General features: G+C 67.0%; 25 protein-coding genes, 1 pseudogene and 1 riboswitch. Of the genes and pseudogenes, 15 read left to right on the top strand and 11 right to left on the bottom strand.

Translation table 11 applies throughout. The features are described 5' to 3' along the window. The first annotated feature begins 39 nt into the window (after positions 1-39). Genes tatA through CVA01_RS00855 form a run of 3 tightly spaced genes read left to right on the top strand, consistent with a single transcriptional unit; the run spans position 40 to position 1662 of the window. A complete protein-coding gene (gene tatA, locus CVA01_RS00845) occupies positions 40-333 on the top strand; it encodes a twin-arginine translocase TatA/TatE family subunit (RefSeq protein ID WP_141327883.1) in 294 nt (97 codons plus the stop codon). Further along, positions 330-1142 carry a twin-arginine translocase subunit TatC gene (gene tatC / locus CVA01_RS00850; RefSeq protein ID WP_218024545.1) on the top strand — a complete coding sequence of 271 codons (813 nt, stop codon included), beginning with the start codon at positions 330-332 and terminating at the stop codon, positions 1140-1142. Before tatA ends, tatC begins: the two co-directional genes overlap by 4 nt. A 1-nt stretch (position 1143) precedes the next feature. Then, complete coding sequence (locus CVA01_RS00855) at positions 1144-1662, top strand: Sec-independent protein translocase subunit TatA/TatB (RefSeq protein ID WP_141327885.1); 519 nt, start codon at positions 1144-1146, stop codon at positions 1660-1662. Between the two features lie 16 nt (positions 1663-1678). On the opposite strand, the gene CVA01_RS00860 is transcribed toward CVA01_RS00855, so the two are convergent. Beyond that, positions 1679-2947 carry a threonine/serine exporter family protein gene (locus CVA01_RS00860; RefSeq protein WP_141327887.1) on the bottom strand — a complete coding sequence of 423 codons (1269 nt, stop codon included), beginning with the start codon at positions 2945-2947 and terminating at the stop codon, positions 1679-1681. Between the two features lie 77 nt (positions 2948-3024). Between CVA01_RS00860 and CVA01_RS00865 the strand changes: the two genes are divergently transcribed. The 3 genes from CVA01_RS00865 to CVA01_RS00875 all read left to right on the top strand — a co-directional run bounded on the left by CVA01_RS00865 (position 3025) and on the right by CVA01_RS00875 (position 5860). Then, entirely contained in the window at positions 3025-3519 is a 495-nt protein-coding gene (locus CVA01_RS00865; RefSeq protein WP_141327889.1) for a methylated-DNA--[protein]-cysteine S-methyltransferase, read from the top strand. A gap of 87 nt (positions 3520-3606) precedes the next feature. Then, complete coding sequence (locus tag CVA01_RS00870; protein ID WP_141327891.1) at positions 3607-4659, top strand: hydroxymethylglutaryl-coenzyme A reductase family protein; 1053 nt, start codon at positions 3607-3609, stop codon at positions 4657-4659. 13 nt (positions 4660-4672) lie between these two features. After that, on the top strand, positions 4673-5860 hold the full coding sequence (locus tag CVA01_RS00875) for a hydroxymethylglutaryl-CoA synthase (RefSeq protein ID WP_141327893.1): 1188 nt from the start codon (positions 4673-4675) through the stop codon (positions 5858-5860). A 103-nt stretch (positions 5861-5963) separates the two neighbouring features. Here the strand turns inward: CVA01_RS00875 and CVA01_RS00880 are convergent, their stop codons facing one another. The 3 genes from CVA01_RS00880 to CVA01_RS00890 all read right to left on the bottom strand — a co-directional run bounded on the left by CVA01_RS00880 (position 5964) and on the right by CVA01_RS00890 (position 7738). Further along, positions 5964-6437, bottom strand: coding sequence for a PaaI family thioesterase (locus CVA01_RS00880; RefSeq protein ID WP_141327895.1), 474 nt, complete (start codon positions 6435-6437; stop codon positions 5964-5966). A 67-nt stretch (positions 6438-6504) separates the two neighbouring features. Beyond that, complete coding sequence (locus CVA01_RS00885; protein ID WP_244938071.1) at positions 6505-7215, bottom strand: pyridoxamine 5'-phosphate oxidase family protein; 711 nt, start codon at positions 7213-7215, stop codon at positions 6505-6507. Continuing rightward, positions 7133-7738 carry a TetR/AcrR family transcriptional regulator gene (locus tag CVA01_RS00890; protein ID WP_141327897.1) on the bottom strand — a complete coding sequence of 202 codons (606 nt, stop codon included), beginning with the start codon at positions 7736-7738 and terminating at the stop codon, positions 7133-7135. Before CVA01_RS00890 ends, CVA01_RS00885 begins: the two co-directional genes overlap by 83 nt. A gap of 89 nt (positions 7739-7827) precedes the next feature. Here CVA01_RS00890 and CVA01_RS00895 point away from each other — a divergent pair, with 89 nt between their 5' ends. Genes CVA01_RS00895 through CVA01_RS00915 form a run of 5 tightly spaced genes read left to right on the top strand, consistent with a single transcriptional unit; the run spans position 7828 to position 11664 of the window. Then, positions 7828-9000: an MFS transporter gene (locus CVA01_RS00895; RefSeq protein ID WP_218024546.1), complete on the top strand. Its 1173-nt coding sequence runs from the start codon at positions 7828-7830 to the stop codon at positions 8998-9000. Positions 9001-9038: 38 nt separating this feature from the next. Continuing rightward, positions 9039-9686 carry a haloacid dehalogenase-like hydrolase gene (locus tag CVA01_RS00900; protein ID WP_141327899.1) on the top strand — a complete coding sequence of 216 codons (648 nt, stop codon included), beginning with the start codon at positions 9039-9041 and terminating at the stop codon, positions 9684-9686. 20 nt (positions 9687-9706) lie between these two features. Then, positions 9707-10408 carry an MSMEG_4193 family putative phosphomutase gene (locus tag CVA01_RS00905; protein WP_141327901.1) on the top strand — a complete coding sequence of 234 codons (702 nt, stop codon included), beginning with the start codon at positions 9707-9709 and terminating at the stop codon, positions 10406-10408. Positions 10409-10417: 9 nt separating this feature from the next. After that, complete coding sequence (locus tag CVA01_RS00910) at positions 10418-10918, top strand: DUF3090 family protein (RefSeq protein ID WP_014010498.1); 501 nt, start codon at positions 10418-10420, stop codon at positions 10916-10918. After that, positions 10918-11664: an SCO1664 family protein gene (locus CVA01_RS00915; RefSeq protein WP_141327903.1), complete on the top strand. Its 747-nt coding sequence runs from the start codon at positions 10918-10920 to the stop codon at positions 11662-11664. The genes CVA01_RS00910 and CVA01_RS00915 overlap by 1 nt, the downstream gene beginning before the upstream one ends. Positions 11665-11670: 6 nt before the next feature. Here CVA01_RS00915 and CVA01_RS00920 read toward each other — a convergent pair whose 3' ends face one another. Both CVA01_RS00920 and CVA01_RS00925 read right to left on the bottom strand, forming a co-directional pair. Beyond that, entirely contained in the window at positions 11671-13848 is a 2178-nt protein-coding gene (locus CVA01_RS00920) for a YhgE/Pip domain-containing protein (protein WP_141327905.1), read from the bottom strand. Next, entirely contained in the window at positions 13845-16385 is a 2541-nt protein-coding gene (locus CVA01_RS00925; RefSeq protein ID WP_244938072.1) for a YhgE/Pip domain-containing protein, read from the bottom strand. The genes CVA01_RS00920 and CVA01_RS00925 overlap by 4 nt, the downstream gene beginning before the upstream one ends. Before the next feature lie 73 nt (positions 16386-16458). Further along, positions 16459-16570, top strand: a riboswitch (TPP riboswitch). On the opposite strand from CVA01_RS00925, the gene thiC reads away from it, so the two are divergent. Then, on the top strand, positions 16569-18260 hold the full coding sequence (gene thiC, locus CVA01_RS00930; RefSeq protein WP_014010502.1) for a phosphomethylpyrimidine synthase ThiC: 1692 nt from the start codon (positions 16569-16571) through the stop codon (positions 18258-18260). It overlaps the preceding riboswitch by 2 nt. Here thiC and CVA01_RS00935 read toward each other — a convergent pair. Both CVA01_RS00935 and CVA01_RS00940 read right to left on the bottom strand, forming a co-directional pair. Beyond that, complete coding sequence (locus CVA01_RS00935) at positions 18253-19008, bottom strand: sulfite exporter TauE/SafE family protein (RefSeq protein WP_073883934.1); 756 nt, start codon at positions 19006-19008, stop codon at positions 18253-18255. The genes thiC and CVA01_RS00935 overlap by 8 nt on opposite strands. Before the next feature lie 52 nt (positions 19009-19060). Then, on the bottom strand, positions 19061-20290 hold the full coding sequence (locus CVA01_RS00940) for a PQQ-dependent sugar dehydrogenase (protein ID WP_141327910.1): 1230 nt from the start codon (positions 20288-20290) through the stop codon (positions 19061-19063). Here CVA01_RS00940 and CVA01_RS00945 point away from each other — a divergent pair. Continuing rightward, positions 20289-21755 carry an MFS transporter gene (locus tag CVA01_RS00945; protein ID WP_244938074.1) on the top strand — a complete coding sequence of 489 codons (1467 nt, stop codon included), beginning with the start codon at positions 20289-20291 and terminating at the stop codon, positions 21753-21755. The two genes, CVA01_RS00940 and CVA01_RS00945, sit on opposite strands and share 2 nt — an antisense overlap. On the opposite strand, the gene CVA01_RS00950 is transcribed toward CVA01_RS00945, so the two are convergent. The 3 genes from CVA01_RS00950 to CVA01_RS00960 are packed head-to-tail and all read right to left on the bottom strand — an operon-like array spanning position 21730 to position 24356. Continuing rightward, positions 21730-22320, bottom strand: a complete 591-nt coding sequence (locus CVA01_RS00950; RefSeq protein ID WP_170209647.1) for a TetR family transcriptional regulator — start codon at positions 22318-22320, stop codon at positions 21730-21732. The genes CVA01_RS00945 and CVA01_RS00950 overlap by 26 nt on opposite strands. 40 nt (positions 22321-22360) lie before the next feature. Beyond that, positions 22361-22993, bottom strand: a complete 633-nt coding sequence (locus CVA01_RS00955) for a LysE family translocator (protein ID WP_141327916.1) — start codon at positions 22991-22993, stop codon at positions 22361-22363. Further along, the gene (locus CVA01_RS00960) at positions 22986-24356 is read right to left on the bottom strand and encodes an MFS transporter (RefSeq protein WP_141327918.1); all 1371 of its coding nucleotides are present in this window, start codon (positions 24354-24356) and stop codon (positions 22986-22988) included. Before CVA01_RS00960 ends, CVA01_RS00955 begins: the two co-directional genes overlap by 8 nt. A gap of 122 nt (positions 24357-24478) precedes the next feature. Here CVA01_RS00960 and CVA01_RS00965 point away from each other — a divergent pair, with 122 nt between their 5' ends. Both CVA01_RS00965 and CVA01_RS00970 read left to right on the top strand, forming a co-directional pair. Beyond that, entirely contained in the window at positions 24479-25066 is a 588-nt protein-coding gene (locus tag CVA01_RS00965) for a hypothetical protein (RefSeq protein WP_141327920.1), read from the top strand. Between the two features lie 1085 nt (positions 25067-26151). Then, a pseudogene (locus CVA01_RS00970) lies at positions 26152-26431 on the top strand (hypothetical protein); the annotation flags it as partial.

Here is a 26431-nt window from a genome sequence, read left to right on the forward strand (position 1 = left end):
CTGAGACACCTTCCACCCACTGAGCTTTAGGAGCCCATCATGTTCGCCAATCTCACCGGCATGCACGCCGTCGTCATCCTCGCCATCGTCTTCCTCCTCTTCGGTGCAGCCAAGCTGCCCGGCCTGGCCAAGAGTGTCGGCCAGTCCGTCCGCATCCTCAAGAAGGAGGTCAACGAGGACGAGAACACTGCAGCCGCCGAGGCCGCCGTTACCACCGATACCGCTGTGGTGACCACCGTTGAGCCGGTCGCCGTCCCGGTCACCACCCCGGCCGCGACCACCGTCACCGCCGTGCCGACCGCCACCGACACACAGGAGCAGCGGATCTCATGACCACCACGACCGCCACGACCACCACCGGACGCACCACCCGGCGCGCCACAGGGCGGACTGCCGCAATGCCCCTGTCCGGGCACCTGCGGGAGGCGAAGAAGCGGCTGTCCCGTGCAGCCCTCGCCTTCCTGGTCGCGGCGGTCGTCGCCTATCTCCTGTCCGACTCGGTCCTGGACATCCTCCGGGCCCCGGTGACCGAGATCGCCGAGACCCGGAATGCGTCGATCAACTACGACAGCATCACGGGCGCCTTCGACCTGAAACTCAAGATCGCCCTGTACGGCGGTATCGCCCTGTCGAGTCCGGTCTGGCTCCACCAGCTGCTGGCCTACGTCGCCCCGGGGCTGACCGGCAGGGAGAAGAAGTACACCTTCGGCTTCCTCGCCGGCGTCCTCCCCCTGTTCGCCGCCGGTGCCGCGGTCGGCGTCCTGATCTTCCCGCGAATGGTGGAACTGCTCACCGGTTTCGCCTCGAGCGAGGACAGCACCCTGCTGCAGGCGTCCTCCTACTTCGACTTCGTACTCAAGCTGGTCCTCGCCTCCGGTGTCGCGTTCACCCTCCCGGTGTTCCTCGTGGTGCTCAACATCATGGGCATCCTTCCGGCACGGACCATCGCCCACAGCTGGCGGGTCGCGGTGATCGGCATCGTGATCTTCAGCGCACTGGTCACCCCGGCGGCGGACCTGATGTCCATGTTCCTGCTGGTTGTCCCCATGGTCCTGCTGTATCTCATGGCGCTGGGTATCGCCTGGATCCACGACCGCAGGAAGGACCGGCGGCTCGCCGCCGAACTGAAAGGAGTGATCTGAGATGCTCGGTCTCAGTCTCGAGAAACTGATCCTCATCGGCATCATCGCCGCCGTGGTCATCGGCCCGGAACGACTGCCCCGCTACGCCGCGAAACTCGGTGAACTCATCCGGAGCTTCCGGGACTTCACCGCCGCGTCGAAGGCGAAGGCGGAGTCCGAGCTCGGGATATCGATCAACACCGCCGAGTGGAACCGGCAGGTCCGGCAGTACGACCCGCGCACCATCGTGAAGGACGCCTGGACCGGAGATGTCACTCCGGCCGGTGCACCGGCACCGGAGGGAGCGACCGTGGACGATCCTGCTGAGGGTCCGGACGAGGAACCGACCGAGGAACCTGCCGAGGAGCCCGCACCCGCCATGCGCGAACGCTGGGTCGTCGTCGGTGGAAGCTCGGGTCACCCGATCCGCCGGAAGATCCTCGAACCGGTCCCGGTCGAGAAACCGGAGGACGAGCCTGACGACGAGCCCACCGAGTCCACCACGTCAGAAAGTGTCACTCTCGACTCCGCGTCCGCGTGACGATCCATGTCCATGGTCATTGCCGACGCTGCCACGCCGCCCCGATGCGTTCAGCCACGAACGCCCCGAACGCCGACCCTGTACCCAGTGCCACGGAGATCGTCGCCGCGGTGAGGAACTGGTCGGTACCGGACGCGCCACCCATCTGCAGCAGGATTCCGGAGACCACCGCGATACCGGGCAGCAGTGCACCGGTGATCCCCAGCAGTGCGAAGACGTGCTGCGGGAACCCGGTGCGGGACGCCATCACCACGTTCACCGCACCGAGCACGATCGCTGCCACGGAGTTCCCCCACAGGGTGTCCAGCCCGAACCCGGTCGTCATCGCCTGGTTCACCCCACCCGTGATGAGTCCGATGAGTGCCGCAGGTCCCACGAGCTTGAGCCAGCCACCGTTGGCGAAGGCGTTTCCGACCGCACCCAGGGCCGAGAACACCAGGGCGAAATACCACGGCAGGCCGGGCAGGTCCTCGAGCAGCGGGTGCTCCATGTGCAGGATCTCACCGAGTGTGAAGGTCACCGCACCACCGACGGTGATGCCCAGACCGGTGACCGCCACGCTGCCGGACCGGGTCACCGCCGACAGGTAGTCGGCCTCGATGATGTCGTTCATCGCGCCGATGATCTGCGGCAACGGGATGAGCAGCAGCCAGTTCACCGCGATGGCCGCAGCCGCTCCCACCGGATCGACGATCCCTGCCTCCACCAGCGCCGTCGCCACGGCACCGGCGAGGGTGGCCTGGAGAGCGACCGTGAAGACCTGCGGCATGTTGAAGCGGCCGAACAGCTGGCCGGCGATCGCGGTGACCACCTGGACCACGCTGGCGGTCACCCACGCCTGCCAGGCCACACCGACCTGCATGGCGACGACGAAGGCGAGCATCGTCGTACCGACGGTCACCGCCCACCACGGGGTGGCGTAGGCCCGGAACTGCCGGACGCTCTCCCGCAGATTGTCGAGGTCGGAGACGGCGGACGCCCCGTCCTCCGCCACCGATTCGGCCAGACGGTGCAGTCGCCAGGACCGGGTGCAGTCGATGCTGTCGAGTGCGTCCGCGCTGGTGGCGACGGAGATGTTGCCACCGTCGGGCAGGTGCGCCTCGACAATGACGACGCGTCCGACAGTGGTGAAACTGAAGCCGTCGAGTCCGGGGGCACCGGCGTCCACCCTCAGCGCCTCCCCGGTGCGCGACCCGGTCTGGCCGGATTCGAGGAACCCGCACCCCAGGTCGGCGGGGAAGCCGAGCCGGTCGCGGATCTGGGTGACGGTGGGCGCGGAGTCCATGCCACCGGATTCTAGGTGGTCACCGGCCCGGACAACCACCGGTAGTCGATGTGTTCCCCACCGACTAGCGTGGAGTCATGTCTGCAGTCACCTACCGCACGGTCGACTCCCCCATCGGCCCGCTGCTCCTGGCGTCCTCCCCGGACGGCCTGGTACGCATCGCCTTCGCCTGCGAGGGTTTCGAGGATGTCCTGGACTCCCTGACCGGGGAGGGTGTCACCGAGGGAACCTCCTCGGTCCTCGAGGACGCCGCCACCCAGCTCGCCGAGTACTTCGCCGGTACCCGGCGCGACTTCGACCTGCCCCTGTCCCTGCCGGGACAGACATTCCACCGGACCGTCCAGAGCGCCCTGCGCGACATCCCCTACGGCGAGACCCGTACCTACAAGGAAGTCGCTGAGTCCGTCGGCAACCCGAACGCCGTCCGTGCGGTCGGTACGGCGTGTGCGACCAATCCTCTCCCGCTGGTCATCCCGTGCCACCGCGTGCTGCGCTCCGACGGCGGCATCGGCGGTTACCTCGGAGGTTCCGACGCCAAGAAGCTGCTGCTAGCGCTGGAACGACCACTCTGAAAGGGGATCCTGCAACGGGGTCAGCGGCGACAGGTAACCTACTGTGAAGTAGATCCCGACCGCCCGACTGCGCAAGAAAGACCTGACTTGAACCGACCAGAGCCGACGACGACCGCCATCCCCACCCAGTGGGTGGGGCCGCTGCGTATCAGTGGAAACGCTTTCACCAGCGGGGACGCCTACGAGGAGGTCGAGGTCCCGCTGGCGACCTTCGAGACCCCGTTGTGGCCCTCGGTCGGCCGGGGCGCGAGCATCTCCCGGGAAATTTCCACGGGGATCACGACCACCGTCGTGAGCGAATGCATGACCCGCTCGGTCCTCTTCGTCGCCGACAACGGTGCCGTCGCCTTCGCCGCGTCGCGTGTCATCGTCGACCGCATCGACGATCTGCGGGACGCCGTCGCATCCACCACCAGCCACGGCCGTCTGGTGGACCTGCACACCGAGATCGTCGGCAACCTGCTCTACGTACGTTTCGAGCTCAACCCGGGCGACGCCTCAGGCCACAACATGGTCACCAAGGCCGCGGATGCCCTGATGGAGCGCATCCTGTCCTGGAACCTCGGCCTCGACTACGGCTCGGTCTCCGGCAACTTCTGCAGCGACAAGAAGGCCACCGCCGTCAACGGCATCCTCGGTCGCGGCAAGAACGTCATCGCCGAGATCTTCCTCCCCCACGAGGTCGTCGAGCGCCGCCTGCGCACCACGGCGTCCGCACTGGAGGACCTGGTCGTCCGCAAGAACCTCGTCGGGTCCACCATCGCCGGCGCGCTGCGCTCCTCCAACGCCCACTACGCGAATATGCTGCTGGGCTTCTTCCTGGCGACCGGGCAGGACGCCGCGAACATCGTCGAAGGTTCCCAGGGCATCACCTACGCCGAGGCACGCGAGGACGGACTCTACTTCTCCTGTACCCTCCCCAACATCATCGTCGGTACCGTCGGCAGCGGTAAGCATCTGCCCGATGTCACCGCCGCTCTTGAGCGCGTCGGCTGCCGCGAGGACCGCGAGATCGGGGCCAATTCACGACGTCTGGCGTCCCTCATCGCCGCTGCCGTACTCTGCGGTGAACTGTCCCTGCTCGCCGCACAGACCAACCCCGGCGAACTGATGTCCACCCACCTCTCCATGGAACGTTAGAAAGGCGAGAACCATGACCTCAATCGGTATCCACGACCTGGAGATGGCCACGGGCCATCATGTCGTCGAACTCGCTGACCTCGCCGAATTCTCCGGCGTCGCCCCCGGCAAGTACATTCTGGGCCTCGGCCAGTCCCAGATGAGCGTCCTCTCCGAGGACGAGGACATCGTCACCATGGGTGCGGCCGCCGCCCTCCCCCTGCTGGAGCGCAACGGTACCGAGGGCATCCGCACCCTGCTGTTCGCCACCGAGAGCGGTGTGGACCAGTCGAAGGCCGCCGGCGTCGCCGCGCTGCGCCTGCTGGGCCTGCCGAGCAACGTCCGCGTCGTCGAGATGAAGCAGGCCTGCTACGGCGGAACCGCCGCGCTGCAGGCCGCCGTGGGCATCGTCGCCCGCAGCCCCGAGGAGCGCGTCCTCGTCATCACCAGCGACAACGCCCGCTACGAGCTGGACTCCCCCGGTGAGCCGACGCAGGGTGCCGGCGCGGTCGCCATGCTGATCTCCGCCGATCCGGATGTACTCGAGATCGAGCAGGCCAACGGTATCTCCACCATCGATGTCGACGACTTCTGGCGTCCGAACGACTCGACCACCGCCGTGGTCGACGGCCACCTCTCGGTCGGCGCCTACCTCGACGCCCTCACCGGTGCGTGGAAGGACCTGGAGGCCAACGGCGGTCCCGCCATCGCCGACATCGACCGGATCCTGTACCACCAGCCGTACACGAAGATGGCGAAGAAGGCGCAGCAGCGGCTGCGCGAGGTCACCGGGGAGGAGATCAGCACGGCGCTGAACCCGGGTGACGAGCCCGACGGCCGCGACACCGGCCTGACCACCGGCTCCATCTACAACCGTCGCCTCGGCAACAGCTACACCGCCTCGATCTACTCGGGTCTGACCTCGCTGCTCGACCACGACGATTCCCTCGAAGGACGCCGCATCGGACTGTTCAGCTACGGTTCCGGCTGTGTGTCCGAGTTCTTCACCGGTGTGGTGCAGCCGGGCTACCTCGCCCGCCGCAACCCGGCCCGGGCGGAGAAGCTGCTGGACCAGCGTGTGCCGGTGAGCATCGCCGAGTACCGCGCCCTGCACACCGCCCCGCACGGCACCAGTGACGACCAGGTCACCCCGAAGGTCACCGCCGGTCCGTTCCGCTTCGCCGGCGTGACCGACCAGGCCCGCCAGTACGAGGTGCGGTAGCCCCGTCACTTCCCTTCAGTAGGCAACTCCCCAGGTTGGTTCGACCGACCTGGGGAGTTACTTACTGAAGGACAGTGGGAGCTGGGCGACAGCTCCAAGCCACTCACACCAGCTGCGGACGCGCCCGCTCCTTGAGCCGGAAGTACACTCGACTGCGCACGGTGGCCACCACATCGCCCGCCCCGTCGGTGATGTCCGTGGTGAACCAGTGCAGGTGCTTCTCCCCGTCCGCGGTCTTCTGACGGATGAGGTCGAAGGTGGCGTCATCGGTGCGCATGTCCGCGGTGATCTTCCCGCGGCCGGGCTTGAGGTAGGTGACGTGGGACTCCGCGTCCCACACGTTGTAGTCCCCGCCGAGACGCGTTAGCCCCATGAACAGGTAGAACCCGTCGGTCATGGTCTGGATCGTGCCACCGAAGGCGGAGCCGACGAGGTTCGCGTTGACCCGGCGCGGCCGGTGGGTGGTGACGACCCGCGAACCGTCCGTCGCGATGTACTTCATGCGGATGCCGGAGCCGACGTAGGGCGGGAAGAAGTTGAGGACGAACTTCAGCTGGCGGGGGGATGGTTTCAGCACAGAGATAATGGTATGCCGACCGAGGACGCCCCGTGGATGGTTTCCTCACTTCCGCGGAAAAGTCCTTTCAGCCACGCCCAGCCTCCGCCAGCTGCGCCTCCAGCTCCGCGATCCGGGCGTCCCGCTCGGCGATGTCCTTCCGGTACAGGTCGATGCGCTCCTCGACCTCCTCCCGCGTCCACCGTGGGGTGATCTGTTTCGAGCAGTTCGCGTCGGACGCCACGACGTCGACCACCACCGCACGCTCGATCACCGAGGTGATCCGCGCGTCCTTAAGATCCCGGAGCTGCTCGATGATCTCCGGATCCTCGGTGGTGTGCGCATGCCCGAAGACCTTCACCCGGGACCGCGTCGTGAAGTCCACGAAGAACAGGCACACCCGGTCGTCCCGGTCGAGGTTCCCGGCGGTGACGAACTGCCGGTTGCCCGCGAAGTCCGGGAACATCAGCTGCGACCGCCCACCGACCGTCCGCACCTTCACGAACCCCGCCGGGCCACCCTTGTGCTGCACGTACGGCCAGCCGGTGCCGGTGACGGTGGACATCATGAACATCCGCGCCTGACGGATCAGCTTCGTGTCCCTCGGGTCGAGCTCACTGCCGGACGCCCCGGAGGTGTCCACCCGGTTGCCGACACCCCGGGCCTCCTGCCTGGCCTTGACGAACCCGTCGAAGGCGATCTCCGCGTAACTCAGCTCAGTTCCTTCCCGTCGGCAGCACCATACGCCGCACCGCCTCAACCACGGACGTCCGCCGCCGGGCATCCTCGTCGGCGTCACTCTCATCCGCACCGGTCATCATCCGCGCCACCTGCGGCACCGTCGCCCACCAGCCTGCCAGGGACAGCACCAGGAACATGAGGTGGTCGGCGTCCATGTCGTCGGTGACCTTCCCGGCGCGCTGACCGGCGGCGAGGGCTTCCACCTTCGCCCGGTAGTGGGCGGTGCGTCCTTCCTCGTCGGGGACGCCGTCAGCGAAGAGCGTGTCCACAGCCAGCCCCTCCCACCGCAGCAGCCGGCTCAACTGCGGATGGTTCCGGTGGTAGTCGTAGGTGCGTCCGGCGAACTCCCCCAGGTCATCGACGTCGACGGGAAGGTCCGCGGCGACACGCTCCAGCTCGACCCACAGCACACGGGCGAAGAGCTTCTGCTTGCCGCCGTAGTAGTTGTAGATCCGCTCCTTGTTCACGCCGGCACGTCGCGAGATCCGGTCGACGGTGGTCCCGTCGGGTCCGTGTGCAGCGAACTCCGTGACTGCGGCGTCCAGGATCTTCGCCTTCGTCGCCTCAGTGTCCCACGCCATCGCTTCTCCCATCCCCAACTGATCCGTTGGACTCTCACCGGCAACCCTACTACGTTCAACTCCAACCGTTACGTTGGAAATGAGAACGCATGCCCCAGAAGACGCAGTTCCCGGCCACCCCGGGCATCATCGCGCTACTCGTCGCCACCGGACTCTGCGTCCTCATGCAGCTCTACGCCACGATCCCGCTGGTCGACCCGGTCGTCGCCGACCTGGAAACCTCCTCGGGCACCGCCACCCTGGTCCTCTCCACCTGCTTCAGCCTCAGCTACGCCGCCGCCTTCCTCGTCTGGGGCTCGGTCGCTGACCACGTCGGACGCCGCCCCGTGATCCTCACCGGCCTGGCCCTGCTCGTGGTCACCTCGGTCGGCTGCGCTCTCGCTCCGAATGTGATCCTCCCCGGTGTCTTCCGCACCCTCCAGGGCATCGGTGCCGCCAGCTACGCCCCCATCGCCCTGGCCTACCTCACCGAGGCCACCGCGCCGAAGCACCGGGCCACCTCCGTCGGCGCCATGGCCACCTCCTTCCTCGTCGCCGGGATCACCGGCCAGGTCGCCGCCTCCGCACTGGCCCATGAGGGCACCTGGCGCTGGCTCTTCGCCGGCAGCGGCATCGTCTTCCTCGCCTTCGGCCTGGCGGTCCTCGTCCTGCTCACCGAACCGGCACGCACCCGCGAGACCACCCTGGCAGGCCAGTTCCGCAACCTCGGCCAGCTGCTGACCCAACCGAGGATCCTGCTGCTTGCCGGTGCGCTGACCACTCTGCTGCTCTCCTTCGTCACCATGTACTACGCGCTCGGACCCCACCTGGAGGCCGCGGGCCTGAGCTCCGGCGCCGTCCTCATGTTCCGTCTCGTCGGTCTGCCGGGAATGTTCGTCGCCCTGCTCGCCGGTCCCCTGGCCACCCGGATCGGTGTCGCCGCGACCGCCCGCGTCGGTTTCCTGCTCGCTGCCGTGGGCCTCGTCGGGGAGGCCGCCCTGTCCGCGACTGTCGTCGGCACTGCGATGGCCAGCCTGGTCTTCGTCACCGGCGTGGCCCTGGCGGTGCCGTCCATGATCACCCTGTTGGGCATGAGCTCGGCACCCCACCGCGGGGCCGGCATGGCCCTCAACGGTTTCTTCCTCTTCCTCGGTGCCAGTCTGGGTCCGCTGACCACCCAGCTGAACCTGGGGTTCGCGTCCCTCCTGCTCTGCCTCGCCGCGCTGCTCCGCCTGGCCGCGGTACTCGTCACCGGATTCCTGCGAATGGACGGCACTCACTGACGTGACTCCGGTGCGCGCCAGGCTAACCTGGGCTGATCATGCCCGCACCTGTGATCATCTACGACCTGGACGGTGTCATCACCACCCGCGACACCTTCACCGTCTTCACCGCCGGCCAACTCTGCCGCCGGCCGTTGCGCCTGATACCGACGGTGCCCGTCACCGTGCGCAGGTTCTTCAGCCGTGACGAAGAGTACCGACGCACCTCGGGCCTGTTCATCGCGGGGATCGCCCTGCGCGGCGTCGACGACCGCACCTTCGGGCGACGTGTGACCGATTACGGCCGACGCGTCGGAGGGAGCCGCGCCTGGATCCGCAGCAGCACCGTCGACAGGATCCGCCGGCAGAAGGAGCAGGGCGCGACCATCGTCATCGCCACCGCGACCGAGCGCCGCCTCGCGGCGGCACTGCTGGAGACGGCCGGAGTCCCCTACGACCTGCTCTCCGCCACGGAGTTCACCGAATCACCGACCGGTATGCAGGTCGCCGACCACCGGCTCGGCGAACGCAAGGCCGAGTCGCTGCGGGAGCTGGGTGTCGATCTCGCCCACGCCGAGTTCGTCACCGACTCCTTCACCGACCTCCCCACTGCCCGCGAGGCGGGATCTGTGGTCCTCATTGGAGCGTCCGTCGGGACCCGGCGACAGTTCGACAACCGAGGCGTGCGCTACTCCATGGAGCCCTGATCCCGCCTACCCTCGACCCCATGGCCACCGTCATCCTCGTCCGCCACGGACGCAGCACCGCGAACACCGCCGGCGTCCTCGCGGGCCGCACCCCCGGCGTCCTCCTCGACGACACCGGCCTGGAGCAGGCCCGACGCACCGCCGAACGCCTCGCCGCGATCCCGCTCGCCGCCGTCGTCTCCAGCCCGCTGGAGCGCACCCGCCAGACCGCGGACGCCCTCCTCGCCCTGCAGGACGCCACCTCCCCCGCCACCCTCACCGTCGAGGACGACCTCACCGAGTGCGACTACGGCGACTGGCAGAACGGGAAACTCGCCGACCTCGCCAAGGAACCGCTCTGGACGACAGTCACCGGACAGCCGAGCGCAGCGGTCTTCCCCGGCGGCGAGTCACTGGCCGCCATGCAGATCCGCGCTGTCGCCGCGGTGAGAAAGCACGACGCACAGATCACCGAGGAACACGGAAAACACGCCGTCTGGGCCGCCGTCAGCCACGGCGACATCATCAAGGCGGTCATCGCCGACGCCTACGGCATGCCCTTCGACAATTTCCAGCGGGTCCACGCCGACCCGGCGTCCGTCACCGTCATCAGTTACACATCCGCCGGACCCCACGTACTCTGCGTCAACACCACCGCCGGGGACCTCTCCTGGCTCGCGGCAGGGACACAGAAAGACACATCGCAGGACGCCCCGCAGGTGGGCGGCGGCGCAGGGCATTAGGATCGGGTCATGTCCACCATCACACACGGATTCGACTGGCCCGACCGTTTCATCGTCGGCACCGTGGGACTGCCCGGTGACCGGACGTTCTACCTGCAGGCGAAGGACCGCGACCGGATCTTCAGCGTCGCCCTGGAGAAGCAGCAGTCCGCCGCGCTCGCCGACGGGATCGGCGAACTGCTGGGCCAGCTGCGTGAGCTCGAGGGCAACCCGGCCAGCGTCCCCGACGAGACCGATGCCCTGCTCGTCGACAATGAGCCGCTGGACCTCCCCCTCGATGAAGAGTTCCGCGTCGGCGTCCTCACTCTCGGCTGGGATCCGACGACCACCCAGGTCGTCATCGAGGCCGCACCCGCCCCGGAGGTCGACCCCGAGCAGCTGGAGGACATCACCTCCATCGAAGACATCGAACCTGAGCAGCTCTTCGTCGTCCGCATCCCCGTCGGTTCCGCCCTGGCTTTCGTCGAACGTACCCGGGCCGTCGTCGCCGCCGGACGCGGCCAGCAGTGATGGAACTGGCCGGCCGGATCACCACCGCATCCAACGCGACCTTCCTCGGCCACATCGGCACCGGGGATGACACCACCGCCGTGGTCTACAAGCCGGTCCGCGGCGAGAAACCCCTGTGGGACTTCCCCGACCACACCCTCGCCCACCGCGAGGTCGCCGCCTACCTCGTCTCCGAGGCCACCGGCTGGAACATCGTGCCGACCACCTGGCTCGGTGAGGGGCGGTTCGGCACCGGCATGCTGCAGCTCTGGCAGGACGCCGACCCCGGCCAGGACCCGGTCGACCTGGTCCCCGCCGGCGAGATCCCGCCCGGTCACCACCACGTCCTCGACGGCTACGACGCCGACGACGTCGCGGTCTCCGTCATCCACGAGGACTCCCCCGCACTGCGCCGGATGGCGGTCTTCGATGTGCTGGTCAACAACGCCGACCGCAAGGGTGCCCACATCCTCCCCATGGCCGACGGCCACCGCTACGGCGTGGACCACGGAGTCACCTTCCACACCGAGCCGCGGCTGCGCACTGTGCTCTGGGGATGGATCGGTCAGCCGCTCACCGGGGAGGAACTCACCGGCGTCACCGCGGTCCGGGACGGGCTCGAGGCGGACCTCGGCGAGGCGCTGGCCGAGCACCTCAGTCCCGCCGAACTCCACGCCCTGCGCCGTCGCTGCGACGACCTGTCGGAGACCGGCGTCTTCCCCGGACCGGCCGGCGACATGCCCGCCGTGCCGTGGCCGGTCTTCTGAACCGGCTCACGCCATGACCTTCGTCTTCTCGATCGCCTCGGTCGTTGTCCGGTTGTAGCCGTCCAGCAGCCCGCGCAACCACAGGCCGAGAACCAGGAACGGCACGGCGAACAGCAGCAGGATGCCGAGTTCGATCCACAGGTCACCCCGGTACACCCCGGCGATCGCCGCCCGCATCGCGTCGATCGCGTGGGTGGCCGGCAGCCACGGGCTGAGCACCTGGAACCAGCCGGGCAGCAGCTGCAGCGGATAGGCGCCGCCACCGCCGGAGACCTGCAGCACCAGCAGCAGCACCGCCACCGCCTTACCCGCGCTGCCCAGCGACAGCACCAGGGTGTAGACGATGAGCTGGAACACCAGCGACGTCACCCAGCAGCACAGTGTGAACAGGAACGGGTGCGCGGCGCCGACCTGCACGAAGACGATCATGCCGAGCGCCACCATGGTGGCCTGCGCCAGGCCGGTCAGCGCGAAGATGCCGAACCTGCCGAGGTAGGCCTGGGCCCGGGTGTATGTCTCCCCCTCCCCGTCCACGCGGGGACGCACGAACACCGCGGTGAGCAACGCACCGACCCACAGCGACAGGGTGACGTAGAGCGGCGTCATCCCCGCGCCGAAACTCGCCACCGGGAAGACCGCTTCCCGGTCGACAGCCACCGGGGCCGCCAACTGCGATGCCAGCGCCTGCGGATCATCACCGGCGGCCCGGGCCAGCTTCGAGAAGTCCCCGGTCTCTCCGGCGGTCGACAGCGCGTCCGCCATCTCCTCGAACCGGTCGGCGTGCTCCTCAAGTTTGTCGGCGATCGACACCGTCGCCGACCGCGCCCGGTCCAGCGTCTCCTGCAGCGAACCCGGTGAATCCGCGAAGGACGCGGTGACGCCCTCGAGGTCCTCCCGGACTGTGCCGATGCTGTCACCGAGGTCGTCCAGGGTGTCACCCAGCTGCGTCATCTGCGGCTGCAGGTCCTGCCGGTAGGACGTCACCGCACTGTCAACGGCGCTCGACGCCCGGTCCAACGCGTCCTGCACGCTCTGGCGCGACGCCTGCGCATCGGCGGTGCCGTCGGTGATGTCCTGCGCGGTCTGCGTCAGCCGGTCGTGCAGGTCGTCGCTACGGTCGATCGCTGCGTCGAGGCCGGCCAGAGCCCGGTCGTACCCGGCCTGTGCCCCCGCGGGAAGCGGTGCACCGACGGTGTCGTCGATAGTCTCGCGGACCGCCCGGAAGCCGTCGGTCTGCTGCTGGACCCGCGCGGCGAGATCGGTGAATGTCGCCGCGGTGCCGGTTCCGGCGTTCCCGGCACTGTCGAAGAGGGAGTCGAGTCGGTCGCCGACCGCGCTGTAGCTGTCGGCGGTCGAGGACAGTGCCTGTTCCAGCGACGCCGCGGCACTGCGCAGGGTCGAGTCCAGGCTGTCCGTGGCGTCCGCCCCACCGCCGAGATCGGAGCCGGTGTCGTCGAACTGGGCACCGGCGGCGCGGGCGATGTTCCCCGCGCCCTCGAGCAACGGGGCGGTGGAGTCCAGCATGCCGGTGAGGGAGCGCATGGTCTGCGCCCCGGCGTGCAGCTGGACACCGATGTTCTCCACCCGTGCCTCGATCCGGTCGATCGCTGCCTTGGTGTCATCCTCTTCGAGGTAGTTGTCCAGGGACGACACCACACCCAGCCCGATACTGCCGATGATCTCGGCGAAGGTGTCGTTGATCTGGGTGATCACACCCTCTGCACCCTGCTCGGTGAGCACCGTGGACAGCGCGTTCTTCTTCTCGTTGGTGTACAGCTCGAGCTGGGTCGGCTCGGTCCCGGCGGTGTAGAAGGTCAGCAGGGAGGTACTGAAGTCCTCCGGTAGGACGATCGAGGCGTAGTACTCACCCGATTTCGTCCCCTCTACCGCGTCATCGGTGCCGGTGATGACCCAGTCGATCTGGTCGTTGCGGCTGAGCTGCGACAGGACCTGGTCGCCGAGGTTGAGTGATATCGGTGCCAGATCGCTCTCGTGGCCTTTGTCGGCGCTGGCCACGGCGATCTTCAGCTCATCGGTCCGGCTGAACGGATCCCAGCTCGCGAGTACATTGAACACAGCGAAGAGCATGGGGATGACCACCAGGCCGAACAGCACGATCCCGGTCATGACGTTGCGTCCCGCGGCCTTCAGGTCGCCGCGGACGATCTCGGTGATTCTGCTCATGCCTGCTCCCCCTTGTCGGCGACGGCGAGCTGCAGCTCGTTCTCGGACATCTCGGACACGTCATGCGCTCTCCGGTAGCTCTGACGGATGTAGTCCAGCCCGGCGATGAAGCCGATGACGAGCAGGAACCACAGGCACAGCAGACCGAAGAACAGCGTCTTCTGGTCCGGGATCATCCTGGCCAGCACGCCGAGGACCACCACACCGAGGACACCGACGATCACCGACAGCCCCAGCCACAGGGCGTAGTTCTCCCGCAGTCGACGCCACCTCCGGTCTATCTCGTCGCGGAAGCCCTCCCGGTCGCGCAGCGCGCCCACCGTGTCGCTGAGCCTGTATCCGCTGCCGGTGATCTCCACCTTCTCGCTGATGATGAGACCACCCACGTCCAGCTGGTCGTTGACCTGCCGGTTGACGTTGGACAGCCAGCGTCGCACCAGCATGCCGGCCACGAAGGCGACCAGTGCCATCAGGGCAAGGAGGCCCATCGCCCGCCACCAATGGTCGCTGTAGAAGCCGCCGACGGTTTCGCGGAGCGCCGTGATGCCGTGGGTCAGCGGCAGGAACGGCGATATCGACTGGAAGAAGTCCGGCATCATCTCGATCGGGTACAAACCCGTCGCGCCCGGGATCTGGATGAACGCCAACGCCACGGCGATGCCGCGTCCGATGTGCCCCAGTGCCGAGACCAGGGCGTAGATGATGGTGAGGTACGCCAGTCCGGTGAGGACGCCGGTCCCGACGAAAGCCAGCGGGTTGACGTTCTGCACCCCGAGGATCAGGTCGCCGACGGTGACGACCACCGACTGCGCCACCGACAGTGCGCCGAGAAGCATCAGACGGCCACAGTAGGCCTGGCCGACGGTGAGCCGCCGCATGCCAGCCCGGTCCACTTCGGTGCGGAAGATGATCATCAGCATGAACGCACCGATCCACAGCGACAGGTTCGTGAACAGGGGCGCCATCCCGGACCCGTAGCTGCTGACCGGGTACACCGCGTGACTCTCCACCTCCGCCGGGGTCGACAGGAACCGGCCGATACTGTCCGAATCAAGGTCGGTGACGCTGTGCAGCAGACTGCCGTCAGAGGCGATGTTCAGGGCGAGGATGTCGGTCTTCGCGGTACGCAGCCCGCTCTCGATCCCGGAGAGGTTCCCGTCGAAGGAGTCGATGAGGCCGTCGACCCGGTCGAGTCCGTCATCGACCCCGTCGAGCAGGTCGGATGACTCCTGCAGCAGGGTACGGGTCGAATCCAGTGCACCGGAGAACCGGCCGGCGGTGGAGTTCACACTGTCGATCGCCGAGTTCAGGCCGGGCAGTGCATCCGACACCGAGGTCTGCAGTGCCCGCGCAGCGGCACGGGTGTCGTCGGTCGCCGTCCCGAAGGCGTCGGCCGCGGCGCTGACCGTGGACGCTGCGTCGGTCGCGTCGGTCCCCAGTGCGGTGAGCCTGTCGACCAGTGCCCGGTCGGCGGCGCTGCGTTCCCGGAGGTCGTCCAGGGCGTCCTGCAGCGGCTGCGCGGCACCCGGGGTGATCGCCGCACTGTCGAGCATGTTCCCGAGCTGACTGATGACCCGATCGCTCTGTGCCAGCGCGCCCGAGGCGTCCCGGCCTGCGTTGCCGATCGCGGCCCCGGCCCGGTCGAGTTCACCGGTGACGGCGGCGACCGCGGCATCGGCGTCGGACGTGGCGTCTGTCAGTGCCCGGTTGATCCCGAGGTAGGAGTCGGTGGCGTCCCCGGTGAAAGTCGACACCTGTTCCTGGACATCGGACATGATGTCGCGCACCTGGTCGAGTGCACTCACGGCGTCCCCGAGCGCGGTGTCGACCGAGCCGAGCGTCTCCTGCGTGGCGGCGATCGTCGACCCCGCTCCGCCGAGACCGTCCTGGATCCGGGTGAGGCTGCCCCGGGCCGCGGACATGGTCTGCGCGGTCTCGTCGAAGGCGTCGGCGGCCCCCTCCTGCGCATCGGTGAGGTTGTCCGCCAGGTCGCCGCCGGCGGAGCTGAGCTCGGTGGTGACGGCGTCGGCGACCATCTCCTTGAATGTCGAGTTCACGGTGGTGTCGAGTGTGGTCGCGCCCTGGTCGGTGATCTTCGGGGAGACCGCGCTGTCCTTCTCGTTGACCTGGTAGAGCAGCGTCGGCTCCGAGTAGGTGCCCTGGAACATGCTGAGGATGTCCGAGGTGAAGGTGTCCGGCACGGTGATCGAGGCGTAGACGTCCCCTTTGTGGAGGGCGTCGTCTGCCTCGTCAGCGTCCATGAACTGCCAGCCCAGCTGGTCATTCTCCTTCAGTTGGTCGACGACCCTGGCACCTACGTCAAGTTCCCCGGTGAGGTCGGAGTCACCCCCCTTGTCCTCATTGACCACGGCGACCCGGATATTCCCGGTGTTGCCGTAGGGGTCCCAGAACGCGGCGACGTTGACCCAGGCGTACAGCGCCGGAGTGAAGAGCACACCGATGACGATGACCCACACCTTCGGGGTGCGCAGGAGACGACCCGCATCCCTGGCGAAGACTGACCAGCTTTCTTTCACAACCGCTGACCGTATCATTCCCCCGGCTAATGACGGTCGAATTGCCGTCTGCCTTCGACCCTGATAGTTGTTGAACCGACCACACGGGAGCCCCGACGAGGGGGCTGAGACCGGACCATGCACCGTCCGGGACCGTTGAACCTGATCCGGTTAACACCGGCGGAGGAAGTGAGGACTTCAGCCATGCCACATCTGTCGCCAGACCCGTCCCGCGAGCAGCACCCGACCCACCGTCCCGGTCGGCTCACCGACCCGACCCACGACATCTCAGTGCCCGTCACCGAGATCCACCTCGACGACTCCCCCGACGGAACCCCCAACGCCCCGGTGCAGGTCTACCGCACCATGGGCCCGGGCAGCGTCCCCGAGGAGGGCCTCATCCCCTGGCGGGAGCAGTGGATCGCCGAGCGCGATGACACGGAAACCTACAACCACCGTGGCCACCAGCTCCTCGACGACGGCCGGGCCGCTCTGCGCCGCGGTGCCGCCTCACAGCAGTGGCGCGGACGGCGCCCCGACCCGCTGCGGGCCACAACCGGTCGCACGGTCACCCAGATGCACTACGCCCGGCGCGGCGTCATCACCCCGGAGATGCGGTTCGTCGCCCTGCGCGAGAACTGCGACGTCGAACTCGTCCGCAGTGAACTCGCCGCCGGACGCGCCATCATCCCGTCCAACATCAACCACCCCGAATCGGAGCCGATGATCATCGGTAGGGCATTCCTGGTGAAGGTCAACGCGAACATCGGCAACTCGGCGGTGACCAGCTCCATCAGCGAGGAAGTGGCGAAGCTCGACTGGGCCGCGAAGTGGGGTGCGGACACGCTCATGGACCTGTCCACCGGAAACGACATCCACACCACCCGGGAGTGGATCATCCGCAACTCCCCCATCCCGGTCGGCACCGTGCCGATCTACCAGGCACTGGAGAAGGTCAACGGCGTGGCCAACGCCCTGACCTGGGAGATCTACCGGGACACCGTCATCGAACAGTGTGAGCAGGGCGTGGACTACATGACCGTCCACGCCGGCGTCCTGCACCGCTACATCCCGCTCACCGCCGAGCGGGTGACGGGCATCGTCTCCCGCGGCGGGTCGATCCTCGCCGGCTGGTCCATGGCGCATGACGAGGAGAACTTCCTCTACACCCACTTCGACGAGCTCTGCGAGATCTTCGCCGCCTACGACGTCGCCTTCTCCCTCGGCGACGGGCTGCGTCCGGGCTCTACCGCGGACGCCAATGACGCCGCCCAGTTCGCCGAACTGGACACCCTGGCCGAACTCACCGAACGGGCCTGGGCCCACGATGTCCAGGTGATGGTCGAGGGACCCGGCCATGTCCCGCTGCACAAGGTGCGGGAGAACGTGGAACGCCAGCAGGAGCTGTGCCACGGCGCCCCATTCTACACCCTCGGCCCGCTGGTCACCGACATCGCGCCGGGATACGACCACATCACTTCGGCGATCGGGGCGACCGAGATCGCCCGCTACGGCACCGCGATGCTCTGCTACGTCACACCGAAGGAGCACCTGGGCCTGCCGAACCGGGATGACGTGAAGACCGGGGTGATCACCTACAAGATCGCCGCGCACGCCGCGGATATTGCCAAAGGCCACCCCGGTGCCACTCACCGGGATGACGCCCTGTCGAAGGCCCGGTTCGAGTTCCGGTGGAACGACCAGTTCGCCCTCGGTCTCGACCCGGCCACGGCGCAGGAGTACCACGACGAGACCCTGCCCGCCGAGCCAGCGAAATCGGCGCACTTCTGCTCGATGTGTGGTCCGAAGTTCTGCTCCATGCGGATCTCGCAGGATATCCGGGAGACCTACGGGGCACCCGTCGCACTGCCGTCCCCGGGAATGCCGGTCAGCTGACCAGCTGCACTATGCCCTGGATGAGGAGGGTGGCCGCCCCGGCGAAGGCCAGCAGGGTGGCCAGTCTCCGCATCCCCTCACTGGACATCCGGTCATTGAGCCGGTCACCGAACCAGGCACCGACGAAGATGGTGACCAGTGCGACAACCCAGATCCACACCGGAAGATCACCGGTGTCGATGTGGGTGAGGACGATCAGCTTCACCACGAAGGACAGCAGGTTGGCGACGAGGATCACCGGGTGCAGGGTGGCGACGAAGTCGCGGTAGTCCCACCTGGTGATCCGCGCGTAGATGGTGAAGGCGGGGGCCGCGATACCGACGAGGGTGCTCATGAATCCCCCGGCGACACCGGTGACGATCATCGCTGTCCGGGATTCCTCACTGACCCGCAGTTTCTCGGTGTTGAGCATCGACACACCCAGCGCCGCCATGACCAGCAGGCCGACGGTGACGAGCAGCCACGGTCCGTCGATGGCCGTCACCACGAACGCCGCTGGCACCGACCCGACGACCAGTCCTCCGATAAGGAATCGGAACCGGTGCCAGTCCGTCCGGGCGCGGACCGCCCAGGCGTTGTTCGCCGCATTCACCACCGAGAGTCCGTTGACGACCGTGACACCGGCGGCCGGTCCGAGCGCGACGGAGAGTACCGGTCCGGCGACGAGTCCGAGCCCCATCCCGGTGATGCGCTGGAGGATCGCGCCGACGAGAACGGCGACGAGCAGGACGAGGGCCACGGTGATCACGAGATCCTACGGTATGCCTGCCGTCCCAGGTTCCGGACACCCGGGGGTGGTTCTAGTGCACGACGATGCGGTCGTCATCGGCACCCGGGGTCCCGCGTCCGTCGGTGTTGCTCGTCAGCACGAGCAGTTCCCCGTCCGGCCCGGTCACCACGTCCCGCAGCCTGCCGAACTCGCCGACGTGGTGCTCGGTCGCCGTTGACGGATCTGACAGCGGCACCTCCCGGAGCCGTTCCCCGCGCAGGTTCGCGATCCACACGGCGTCCTGTGTGACGGCGATCCCGCTGGGACTGGCCTCCGACGGCGCCCACTGCTGCACCGGGTCGATGAACTCCCTGCGTCCCGCCTGCCCCTCGACCACGGGCCAGCCGTAGTTCCCGCCGGCGGTGATGATGTTGAGTTCGTCCCAGGTGTCCTGCCCGAACTCGCTGGCGTACATCGTGCCGTCCTCCGCCCAGCCGATCCCCTGCACGTTGCGGTGCCCGTAGCTGTACACCGGCGAGTCCGGGAAGGGATTGTCCTCCGGCACCTCTCCCTCAGGCGTGACCCGCAGGATCGTTCCTCCGGAGGATGCCACGTCCTGCGCGTCCTCCCGGTTCCCGGCATCACCGACGGTCACGTAGAGCATCCCGTCCGGGCCGAATGCGAGGCGTCCTCCGTAGTGGTTGGTCCCCTTGGGCAGCCCGTCGATGACCGTCTCCGGCGCCTGGTCGGGATCATCCAGCGACAGCGTCAGGACGCGGTTGTCCGTGGCGGTGGTGGTGTAGGCGTAGAGGTCGCCGCCGTTGACGACGATGCCGAGCAGTCCACCCTCTCCCCTGGCATCGACTCCCGGAACGGTGGTGATCTCCGTCGTCTCCCCGGCGTCGACCTGCAGTATCTTCTCCGTGTTCCGTTCACTGACCAGCACAGTGCCGTTCTCCGTGACCGCCATCGACCACGGCGCGTCGAGGCCGGTGGCTGTGGCGTCGGTGTGGGTGTCGGTGTCGCCGCCGTCACCGCCCGAACAGGAGGAAAGGACCAGGACGACGGAGAAGAGAACGGCGGACAGTGAGTACTTCACGGGAATCACCTCGGGGGTCGAGCATCCCACTTTACGGACCGCGTGTGCTACTACGTGATTTAACATACCGACGGTCGGTTTGTGAATTACAGTCTGGAGTATGGCCATGACAAACACTCTCGCACCTGACGCAGCGTCGTCACACGGTGTACGACCATCCGCCCCTTCTGCGGGACGGTCATGGACACTGACAATCGCCTCCCTGGCGGTGTTCATGCTCATGCTCGACCTCACTGTCGTCAATGTCGCGTTACCCGATATCCGCACGGACTTCTCCGCCACCTTCACCCAGCTTCAATGGGTGCTGGACGCCTACGCCCTCGGACTGGCCGCCGTGCTTGTTGCCGCCGGCTCGCTTGCGGACCGCATCGGCCGGCGACGGCTCTTCCTCATCGGACTGGTCATTTTCACCGCCGCTTCCCTGTTCTGCGGGATCGCCTGGAATATCGGCATTCTCATTGCGGCACGGCTCATCCAGGGCCTGGGCGGAGCGAATCTCTTCGCCGTCGGTCCCGCGCTGATCGGCCACGTCTTCACCGGCTCTGACCGCACCCGTGCATTCGGAATCTTCGGAGGTGTCGGTGCTCTCGCGATCGCCTTCGGCCCCTTGCTCGGCGGCGGTCTGACCGACGGTATCGACTGGCGTTGGATCTTCCTCATCAATGTCCCTGTCGGAGTTATCTGCCTGGTCATCAGCTGGTTCCGCGTCGTCGAGTCACGTTCCGAGACCGTCCCACCACTGGACATCTCCGGTGCCGTGACCTTCTCAGCGTCCCTGACCTTCTTCGTACTCGCCCTTCTTCGGGGCGAATCCGATGGCTGGACCAGTACGGTCATCGTCGGACTCTTCTCCGCCAGTCTCGTCACCGCCGCTGCCTTCGTTGCGATCCAACTCCGTAAGGGAGACCAGGCGATGTTCGATCCTGCCCTGTTCCGCAACCGGACCTACAACGGCCTGAACATCGTGACCCTGGCCATCAATGTCTCTGTTCTGTCGGCGATTTTCCTGTTCGTCACCTACATCCAGGCCTATCTCGGTTACAGCGCCTGGGAGACAGGTCTCCGCATCCTCCCCATGACACTGACACTGTTCTCCGGCGCGGCGGTGGCCACCGTGATCTCCGCGCGAACGTCCCCGAGGGTGACACTGACACTGTCGATGCTGTGTGTCGCCGTCGGTCTACTGCTCATCCGGCTGATCGAACCCGGGGATGACTGGAGCGCCCCCATCCCGACGGTGATCGTGATGGGCACGGGGATGGGACTGTTCAACCCGGTGCGCGCCGAGCTGTCGGTCTCCACCACCACTCCGGAACGTACCGGGGTCGCCTCCGGTGTCAACGAGACGTTCCAACAGGTCGGCACAGCCGTAGGCATTGCTGGTCTCGGTGCACTGTTCGCCAACCGGGTCCGTTCCGCCTTCACCGACGACCAGGCCACTGCAGCTCTCGGAAATTCCCGCAGTGACGCCGCTGATGCAGCCACCTCCGGCGGCGGAACTGTTCTGGCTGATTCTCTCCCTGATGCGATCCGTGGACCGGTGACCGTCGCCGCAGACACCGCGTTCATCGATGCTCTGCAGACGACACTCACCGTCGCAGCGGCTGTCGCAGTGATCGGAATGGTGGCGGCCGCGACCATGATCCGCCCTCAGGACCCTGTCAGTCCTCGGCCAGCGAACGGATGAACCTCAGCAGTACCGGACGGAACTGCGCGTACCGGGCGGTCGGATCGTCGCTTGCCGTGACCTCCTCCTTGGTGGTTTCCAGCAGGGCGACCACCAGAGCAGTCGTGGCCTGCGCATCCAGCTCGGCGCGCAGTTCCCCCTGACGACGCAGTTCACCGAGGATCGAGGAGACCAGCGGGAGCCGGTGTCGGTCATCGAGTTCCCGGCGTTCCTGCTCGGAAAGCACTCCGGAGGCCTGCTGACGGAGCTTCCGGTAGTCCTCGTCGTTCTGCACCGCCTCCATCGCCGCGTCCAGAGCAGATGCGACGAGGTCCCCTGATTCCGACGCACTCTCCACGGTCTGACGGATCATCACCTCCGAACGCTCACACGCTGCAGACACGACCGCCTTGAGCAGAGCCTTCTTGTCCGGAAAGTGATGGTAGAACGCCCCCTTGGAGACCCTGGCATCCTCGACGATGCGGGCGACTGAGGTCGATGCATATCCGTCGGTCGCGAAACGTTCGGTCCCTGCCGCGATCAGCGCGTCCCGGGTCTGCTGTGCATGCTCCTCACGCAACGTCACCACGGTTCAACCTCCTGATAGACCGTCAGTCGGTTACATACTAACTGGTCACCGCCACCGACGCCCCCACAGCGATGACCGAGAGTCCCCCGGCCCGCTGGGCAGTGGTCATCCGCTTCGCCGATCCGGTGATCCACCCGCGTGCCTTCGCCGCTGTCAGCGCCCAGGCACTGTCGCAGATCAGGCCCACGGTCAACGGAACCAACCCCAGGAGAATCATCTGCAGCGGCAGATTCCCGGCGTCCTGGTTGATGAACTGCGGCACTACCACGGTGAACATGATGAGATTCTTCGGGTTCGTGAAACCGACGAGCGCACCGGCGCGCACCGCCTTCCACCGCGAGGTCTTCCCGGTGACCCGGTCGGCGACCCCCTCCCCGACCGGTCCGGCATGACGGACCGCCTGGACGCCGATCCAGATCAGGAAGAGGACGCCGGCCCATTTGAACAGCTGGAACAGCAGGTCCCAACGTTCCAGCAGTGGCCCGAGCCCCACCGCGACAAGGACGCCGGCGGAGTAGCAGCCGACGGCATTGCCGACCGCGGTGAGCATGGCGATGTCGCGGCCGTGGCTCAGTGCCCGGCCGACAACGAAAAGCACTGAAGGGCCGGGGACGGCGATAAGGACCACGCACGCCAGGACCAGCGCACCCAACTGGGTGATGTCAATCATCAGTGCCCGTTGCCTTCAACGCCTTATCCGTCACGGTGAGCAGCGTACCTGCCAGTCCGAGCGCCAGCACTATCCATGCGAGCGTGTGCACGCCGGCATCGGTGGCGGACTCCCCGAACACCGGACCGATGATGCTGGACGCCACGATCGCCCCGATCTGGATCGCCGTGCGGGACAGGCCGGACGCCGACCCCATCTGCTCCTTCGGCGCACTGCGGTACACGACCTCCTGGCTGCACACCGAGCCGAAGCCCTGCGTTATCCCGAAGACGCCGACGAGCAGGAGCAGATAGATCAGCGTACTTCCGGCGTCCACGAAGGCCATGAGTAGTGCGCCGGGAATCAGGGCGATGGCCGCGGCGGTCAGCGGCCCGCGCACCGACGTACTCCGGGCGACGATCCAGGAACAGACCAGGGCGAAAGCCGTGGTGGACAGCTGGATGAGTCCGGCGTGGTCGGCGGAGTAGCCCGCGGCGTCCTGCAGCCACTGGGTGAAGCCGTAGACCATGAGGTACATGCCGGTGTAGGTGATGAACATCCGCAGGTAGGTGCGGGTGAGCGCACCGTTGCCCACCAGCATGCGCAGGTCGATGAACGGCGAATTGACACGTAGTTCCCGCCACACGAGGACGCCGAGTGCGACCACTGCGACCGGGATCAACCAGTTCAGTCCGGCATCGAGGTCGAGGAAGAACAGCAGGGCGCTGACGAGCATGACGGTGAAGACCGCCATGCCCGGGATGTCCAGACCCGAGTCCCCGGCAGCGCTCTCCCGGGTGTTGTCGGCAGGGAGCCAGACCAGGACGAACAGCAGGATCACCGCAGCCACCGGGGTGTTGACGATGAAGATCCACTGCCATCCGAGCTGGTGGACGAGCAGCCCGCCGATCACCGGCCCGACGGCAGTGGTCACGAGGCTGGAGACCGACAGGCCGGTGAGCAGCGGTCGCGGGGTGTGCCGCCCCAGGCGTCGGGCCTGGTCACTGATGAGTGTCATCGCCGACGGATAGGCGGCCGAGGTACCCAGCCCGATGATGATGCGGGAGAGAAGGGCCCCGGGGAAGAACGCCCAGACAGCGGGGACCAGCCCACCGACCATGACGAGCAGCAGGCCGGTGACGTAGACCTTCTTCGGTCCGAAGATGTCGGCGATGCGTCCCATCGCAGGTTGGGCGACCGCGCTGACGATGTAGAGTCCGGCGACGAGCCATATCGCCAGAGAGGCCGAAACCCCGGTGGCCTGGGCGATCGGTACGAGTGCGACGGCGATCATCGTGGTGTTGACCGGATTCAGTGCGGGTCCCGACAGGACCGGCGCAACGAACCGGGGGCCGAAGCCGATGTCGGAGGGTGCGGCACTCATTCACGGCATTATATAACTCGTCCCACTGCAGTTGCCGTGCCAAGTCCCGGGCAATGGTGGGAAGATCATTCCATGACCATCACTCCGCCGCAGCCCCGGGCCCGGGCACGAAAGGCGGCACGGTGAACCGAATCCCCTCGATCCGCGTCACCGATGCCGCGGACGCCGCCGTCCTCGGCCTGTGGCACCGCTCCGACCGGGTGAGCCGCCGGCATGGCTGGCGCAGCATCGTCGGCGGCCCGTTGCTGCTCATCCTCGGCATCGTGCCGGTCATCGCTGCGTTCGCGGTCCCGGGACCCCGGTGGCTGGTCCTGCCGCTGCTCGGCCTGCCGGCACTGTATCTCCTGTCTGCCGGAGGGTTGCGGACCTACGCGGAGCTGTTCAGGCTACGGATCGGCCCGCTGATCATGCACCGTTTCGACGACGGGTTCGTGGCGGAGCGTCCCCGCGGCCCGTTGCGCGCCGTCGCTTTCGCCGAATTGAAGGACGCCAGGTTGATCGACCATCACGGGGTCGACGGCGCCATGGTGCTGCTCCTCATGGTCCACTGGGACGGCACCGCCTGGGCCTGCCTCGCCCCCTCCCCTGCCGAGGCTCTGGTGGAGATGGGTCACGCGGCCGAGGCACGCCGCGAGAAGCTCCCCCGGTACGAGGTCAATGAACTGCTGCGGAAGACGCCGCCGTGGACCGGACGGAAGCAGACCTGGTGAGTGTACGTGGGTAACCGAGTTTTCCGAACGTCGGTGTTGGCCGTCCGTCCGACCACTACCGTGAATATCCTGACCTTCAAGCTCTCCAACTTCAAGGATTATCTGTGCCCCATCTCAGACTATCCGTGGCCGCCTCGGCTGCTGTCCTTACCGCTTTCTCCCTCGCCTCGTGCAACGGTTCCTCCTCCGCAGATGAGGTGGAGACCGTGGATGCCGCCGAGTTCGCTTCCGGTGACAGCGCGGTCTTCCGACTCGAACAGGACGGGACCAGTTGCACCCTGACCGCAGGTGAGGAATCCAGGACTACCTCGGTGAACTGCGTCCTCCCCCTTGACGACGAAGTCCCGGACCTCGAGTACGGAACTCCCGCATCCGCCGTCTACCTGAGCGGAGACAAGGGATTCCTCCCCGCCGGCGGACTCGAGGAGAAAAACCGCCGAGGCTTCCGCCACCATCCTTCATCCCGACCATCGGATCGAGGTCGCAGGGATCACCTGCACGGCCACCGCTCCCGACGCCGTGGACTGCTCCCGAGGTGACGACATCTTCTCCTACGACGCCGACAGCTTCACCTCGTCGGCCTGGCGCACCGCTTGGACCGGTATAGGCGACACCTGCGGCGACGCAGAACGGGGACGGTTCTCCAATCTCCAGGACACCGAGGTGACCGTCACCGAGGGTGCCGTCGACTGCGCCACCGCTGTCGATGTCTTCAGCTCCTACCTGTCCAGCCCGAAGCACCCGGAAAACTCCGGAAACATCCTTTCCCTCGACATCGACGGCTGGCAGTGCGGCAGCGACATCAAGATGGGCGGATCGAACCCGGAAACCCCATGTTCCGCTGCAACCAGGACGACAGGACCATCGTCATTCAGGGACGGTAGTCTCCGATTCGCCATCTTATGTAATCGAACACGTGCATTGTTTCTGTGCTGTATGTACAATCGCGTACAGACACTCTCCGCCAAAAAACCACCGGAGACACCATGCACCACCACACCTTCGTCCACCGGCGACCCGCACACGTGATCGACCTCTTCGGTAACCTACTCAACCCCTCTCCACCCACACCCTCCTGGTCACTGGTGACCAACCCAGACCCCACAGCCCAGGCGAAACTGCGCACCAACCGCAACGAGTACGCCCTCGCCACCTCCTGCGCACCCGACCCCGACGACAACGTCTACCGCACCGCCGACCACCTCGCCCGCACCCTCGGCATCACCCACCTCGAAGCCGTCGACACCGAGATCGCCGAACTACTCACCCCCACCCGCCCCCACCAGGCTGTCCCCGGCCCCCGCACCCTCCGCCGCCAGACCACCGCCATCCTCACCACCCACCAACCCGACGCCCGCCCCGCCG

The organism is Corynebacterium variabile (assembly GCF_006539825.1).
In the GTDB taxonomy this organism is placed as follows: domain Bacteria; phylum Actinomycetota; class Actinomycetes; order Mycobacteriales; family Mycobacteriaceae; genus Corynebacterium; species Corynebacterium variabile.

Bases quoted from the DNA above. Each gene is read 5' to 3' on its own strand.
- tatA (WP_141327883.1), top strand. From the start codon at position 40: ATGTTCGCCAATCTCACCGGCATGCACGCCGTCGTCATCCTCGCCATC.
- tatC (WP_218024545.1), top strand. From the start codon at position 330: ATGACCACCACGACCGCCACGACCACCACCGGACGCACCACCCGGCGC.
- CVA01_RS00855 (WP_141327885.1), top strand. From the start codon at position 1,144: ATGCTCGGTCTCAGTCTCGAGAAACTGATCCTCATCGGCATCATCGCC.
- CVA01_RS00860 (WP_141327887.1), bottom strand. From the start codon at position 2,947: ATGGACTCCGCGCCCACCGTCACCCAGATCCGCGACCGGCTCGGCTTC.
- CVA01_RS00865 (WP_141327889.1), top strand. From the start codon at position 3,025: ATGTCTGCAGTCACCTACCGCACGGTCGACTCCCCCATCGGCCCGCTG.
- CVA01_RS00875 (WP_141327893.1), top strand. From the start codon at position 4,673: ATGACCTCAATCGGTATCCACGACCTGGAGATGGCCACGGGCCATCAT.
- CVA01_RS00890 (WP_141327897.1), bottom strand. From the start codon at position 7,738: ATGGCGTGGGACACTGAGGCGACGAAGGCGAAGATCCTGGACGCCGCA.
- CVA01_RS00895 (WP_218024546.1), top strand. From the start codon at position 7,828: ATGCCCCAGAAGACGCAGTTCCCGGCCACCCCGGGCATCATCGCGCTA.
- CVA01_RS00900 (WP_141327899.1), top strand. From the start codon at position 9,039: ATGCCCGCACCTGTGATCATCTACGACCTGGACGGTGTCATCACCACC.
- CVA01_RS00905 (WP_141327901.1), top strand. From the start codon at position 9,707: ATGGCCACCGTCATCCTCGTCCGCCACGGACGCAGCACCGCGAACACC.
- CVA01_RS00910 (WP_014010498.1), top strand. From the start codon at position 10,418: ATGTCCACCATCACACACGGATTCGACTGGCCCGACCGTTTCATCGTC.
- CVA01_RS00915 (WP_141327903.1), top strand. From the start codon at position 10,918: ATGGAACTGGCCGGCCGGATCACCACCGCATCCAACGCGACCTTCCTC.
- CVA01_RS00920 (WP_141327905.1), bottom strand. From the start codon at position 13,848: ATGAGCAGAATCACCGAGATCGTCCGCGGCGACCTGAAGGCCGCGGGA.
- thiC (WP_014010502.1), top strand. From the start codon at position 16,569: ATGCCACATCTGTCGCCAGACCCGTCCCGCGAGCAGCACCCGACCCAC.
- CVA01_RS00945 (WP_244938074.1), top strand. From the start codon at position 20,289: ATGCTCGACCTCACTGTCGTCAATGTCGCGTTACCCGATATCCGCACG.
- CVA01_RS00940 (WP_141327910.1), bottom strand. From the start codon at position 20,290: ATGAGCATGAACACCGCCAGGGAGGCGATTGTCAGTGTCCATGACCGT.
- CVA01_RS00955 (WP_141327916.1), bottom strand. From the start codon at position 22,993: ATGATTGACATCACCCAGTTGGGTGCGCTGGTCCTGGCGTGCGTGGTC.
- CVA01_RS00960 (WP_141327918.1), bottom strand. From the start codon at position 24,356: ATGAGTGCCGCACCCTCCGACATCGGCTTCGGCCCCCGGTTCGTTGCG.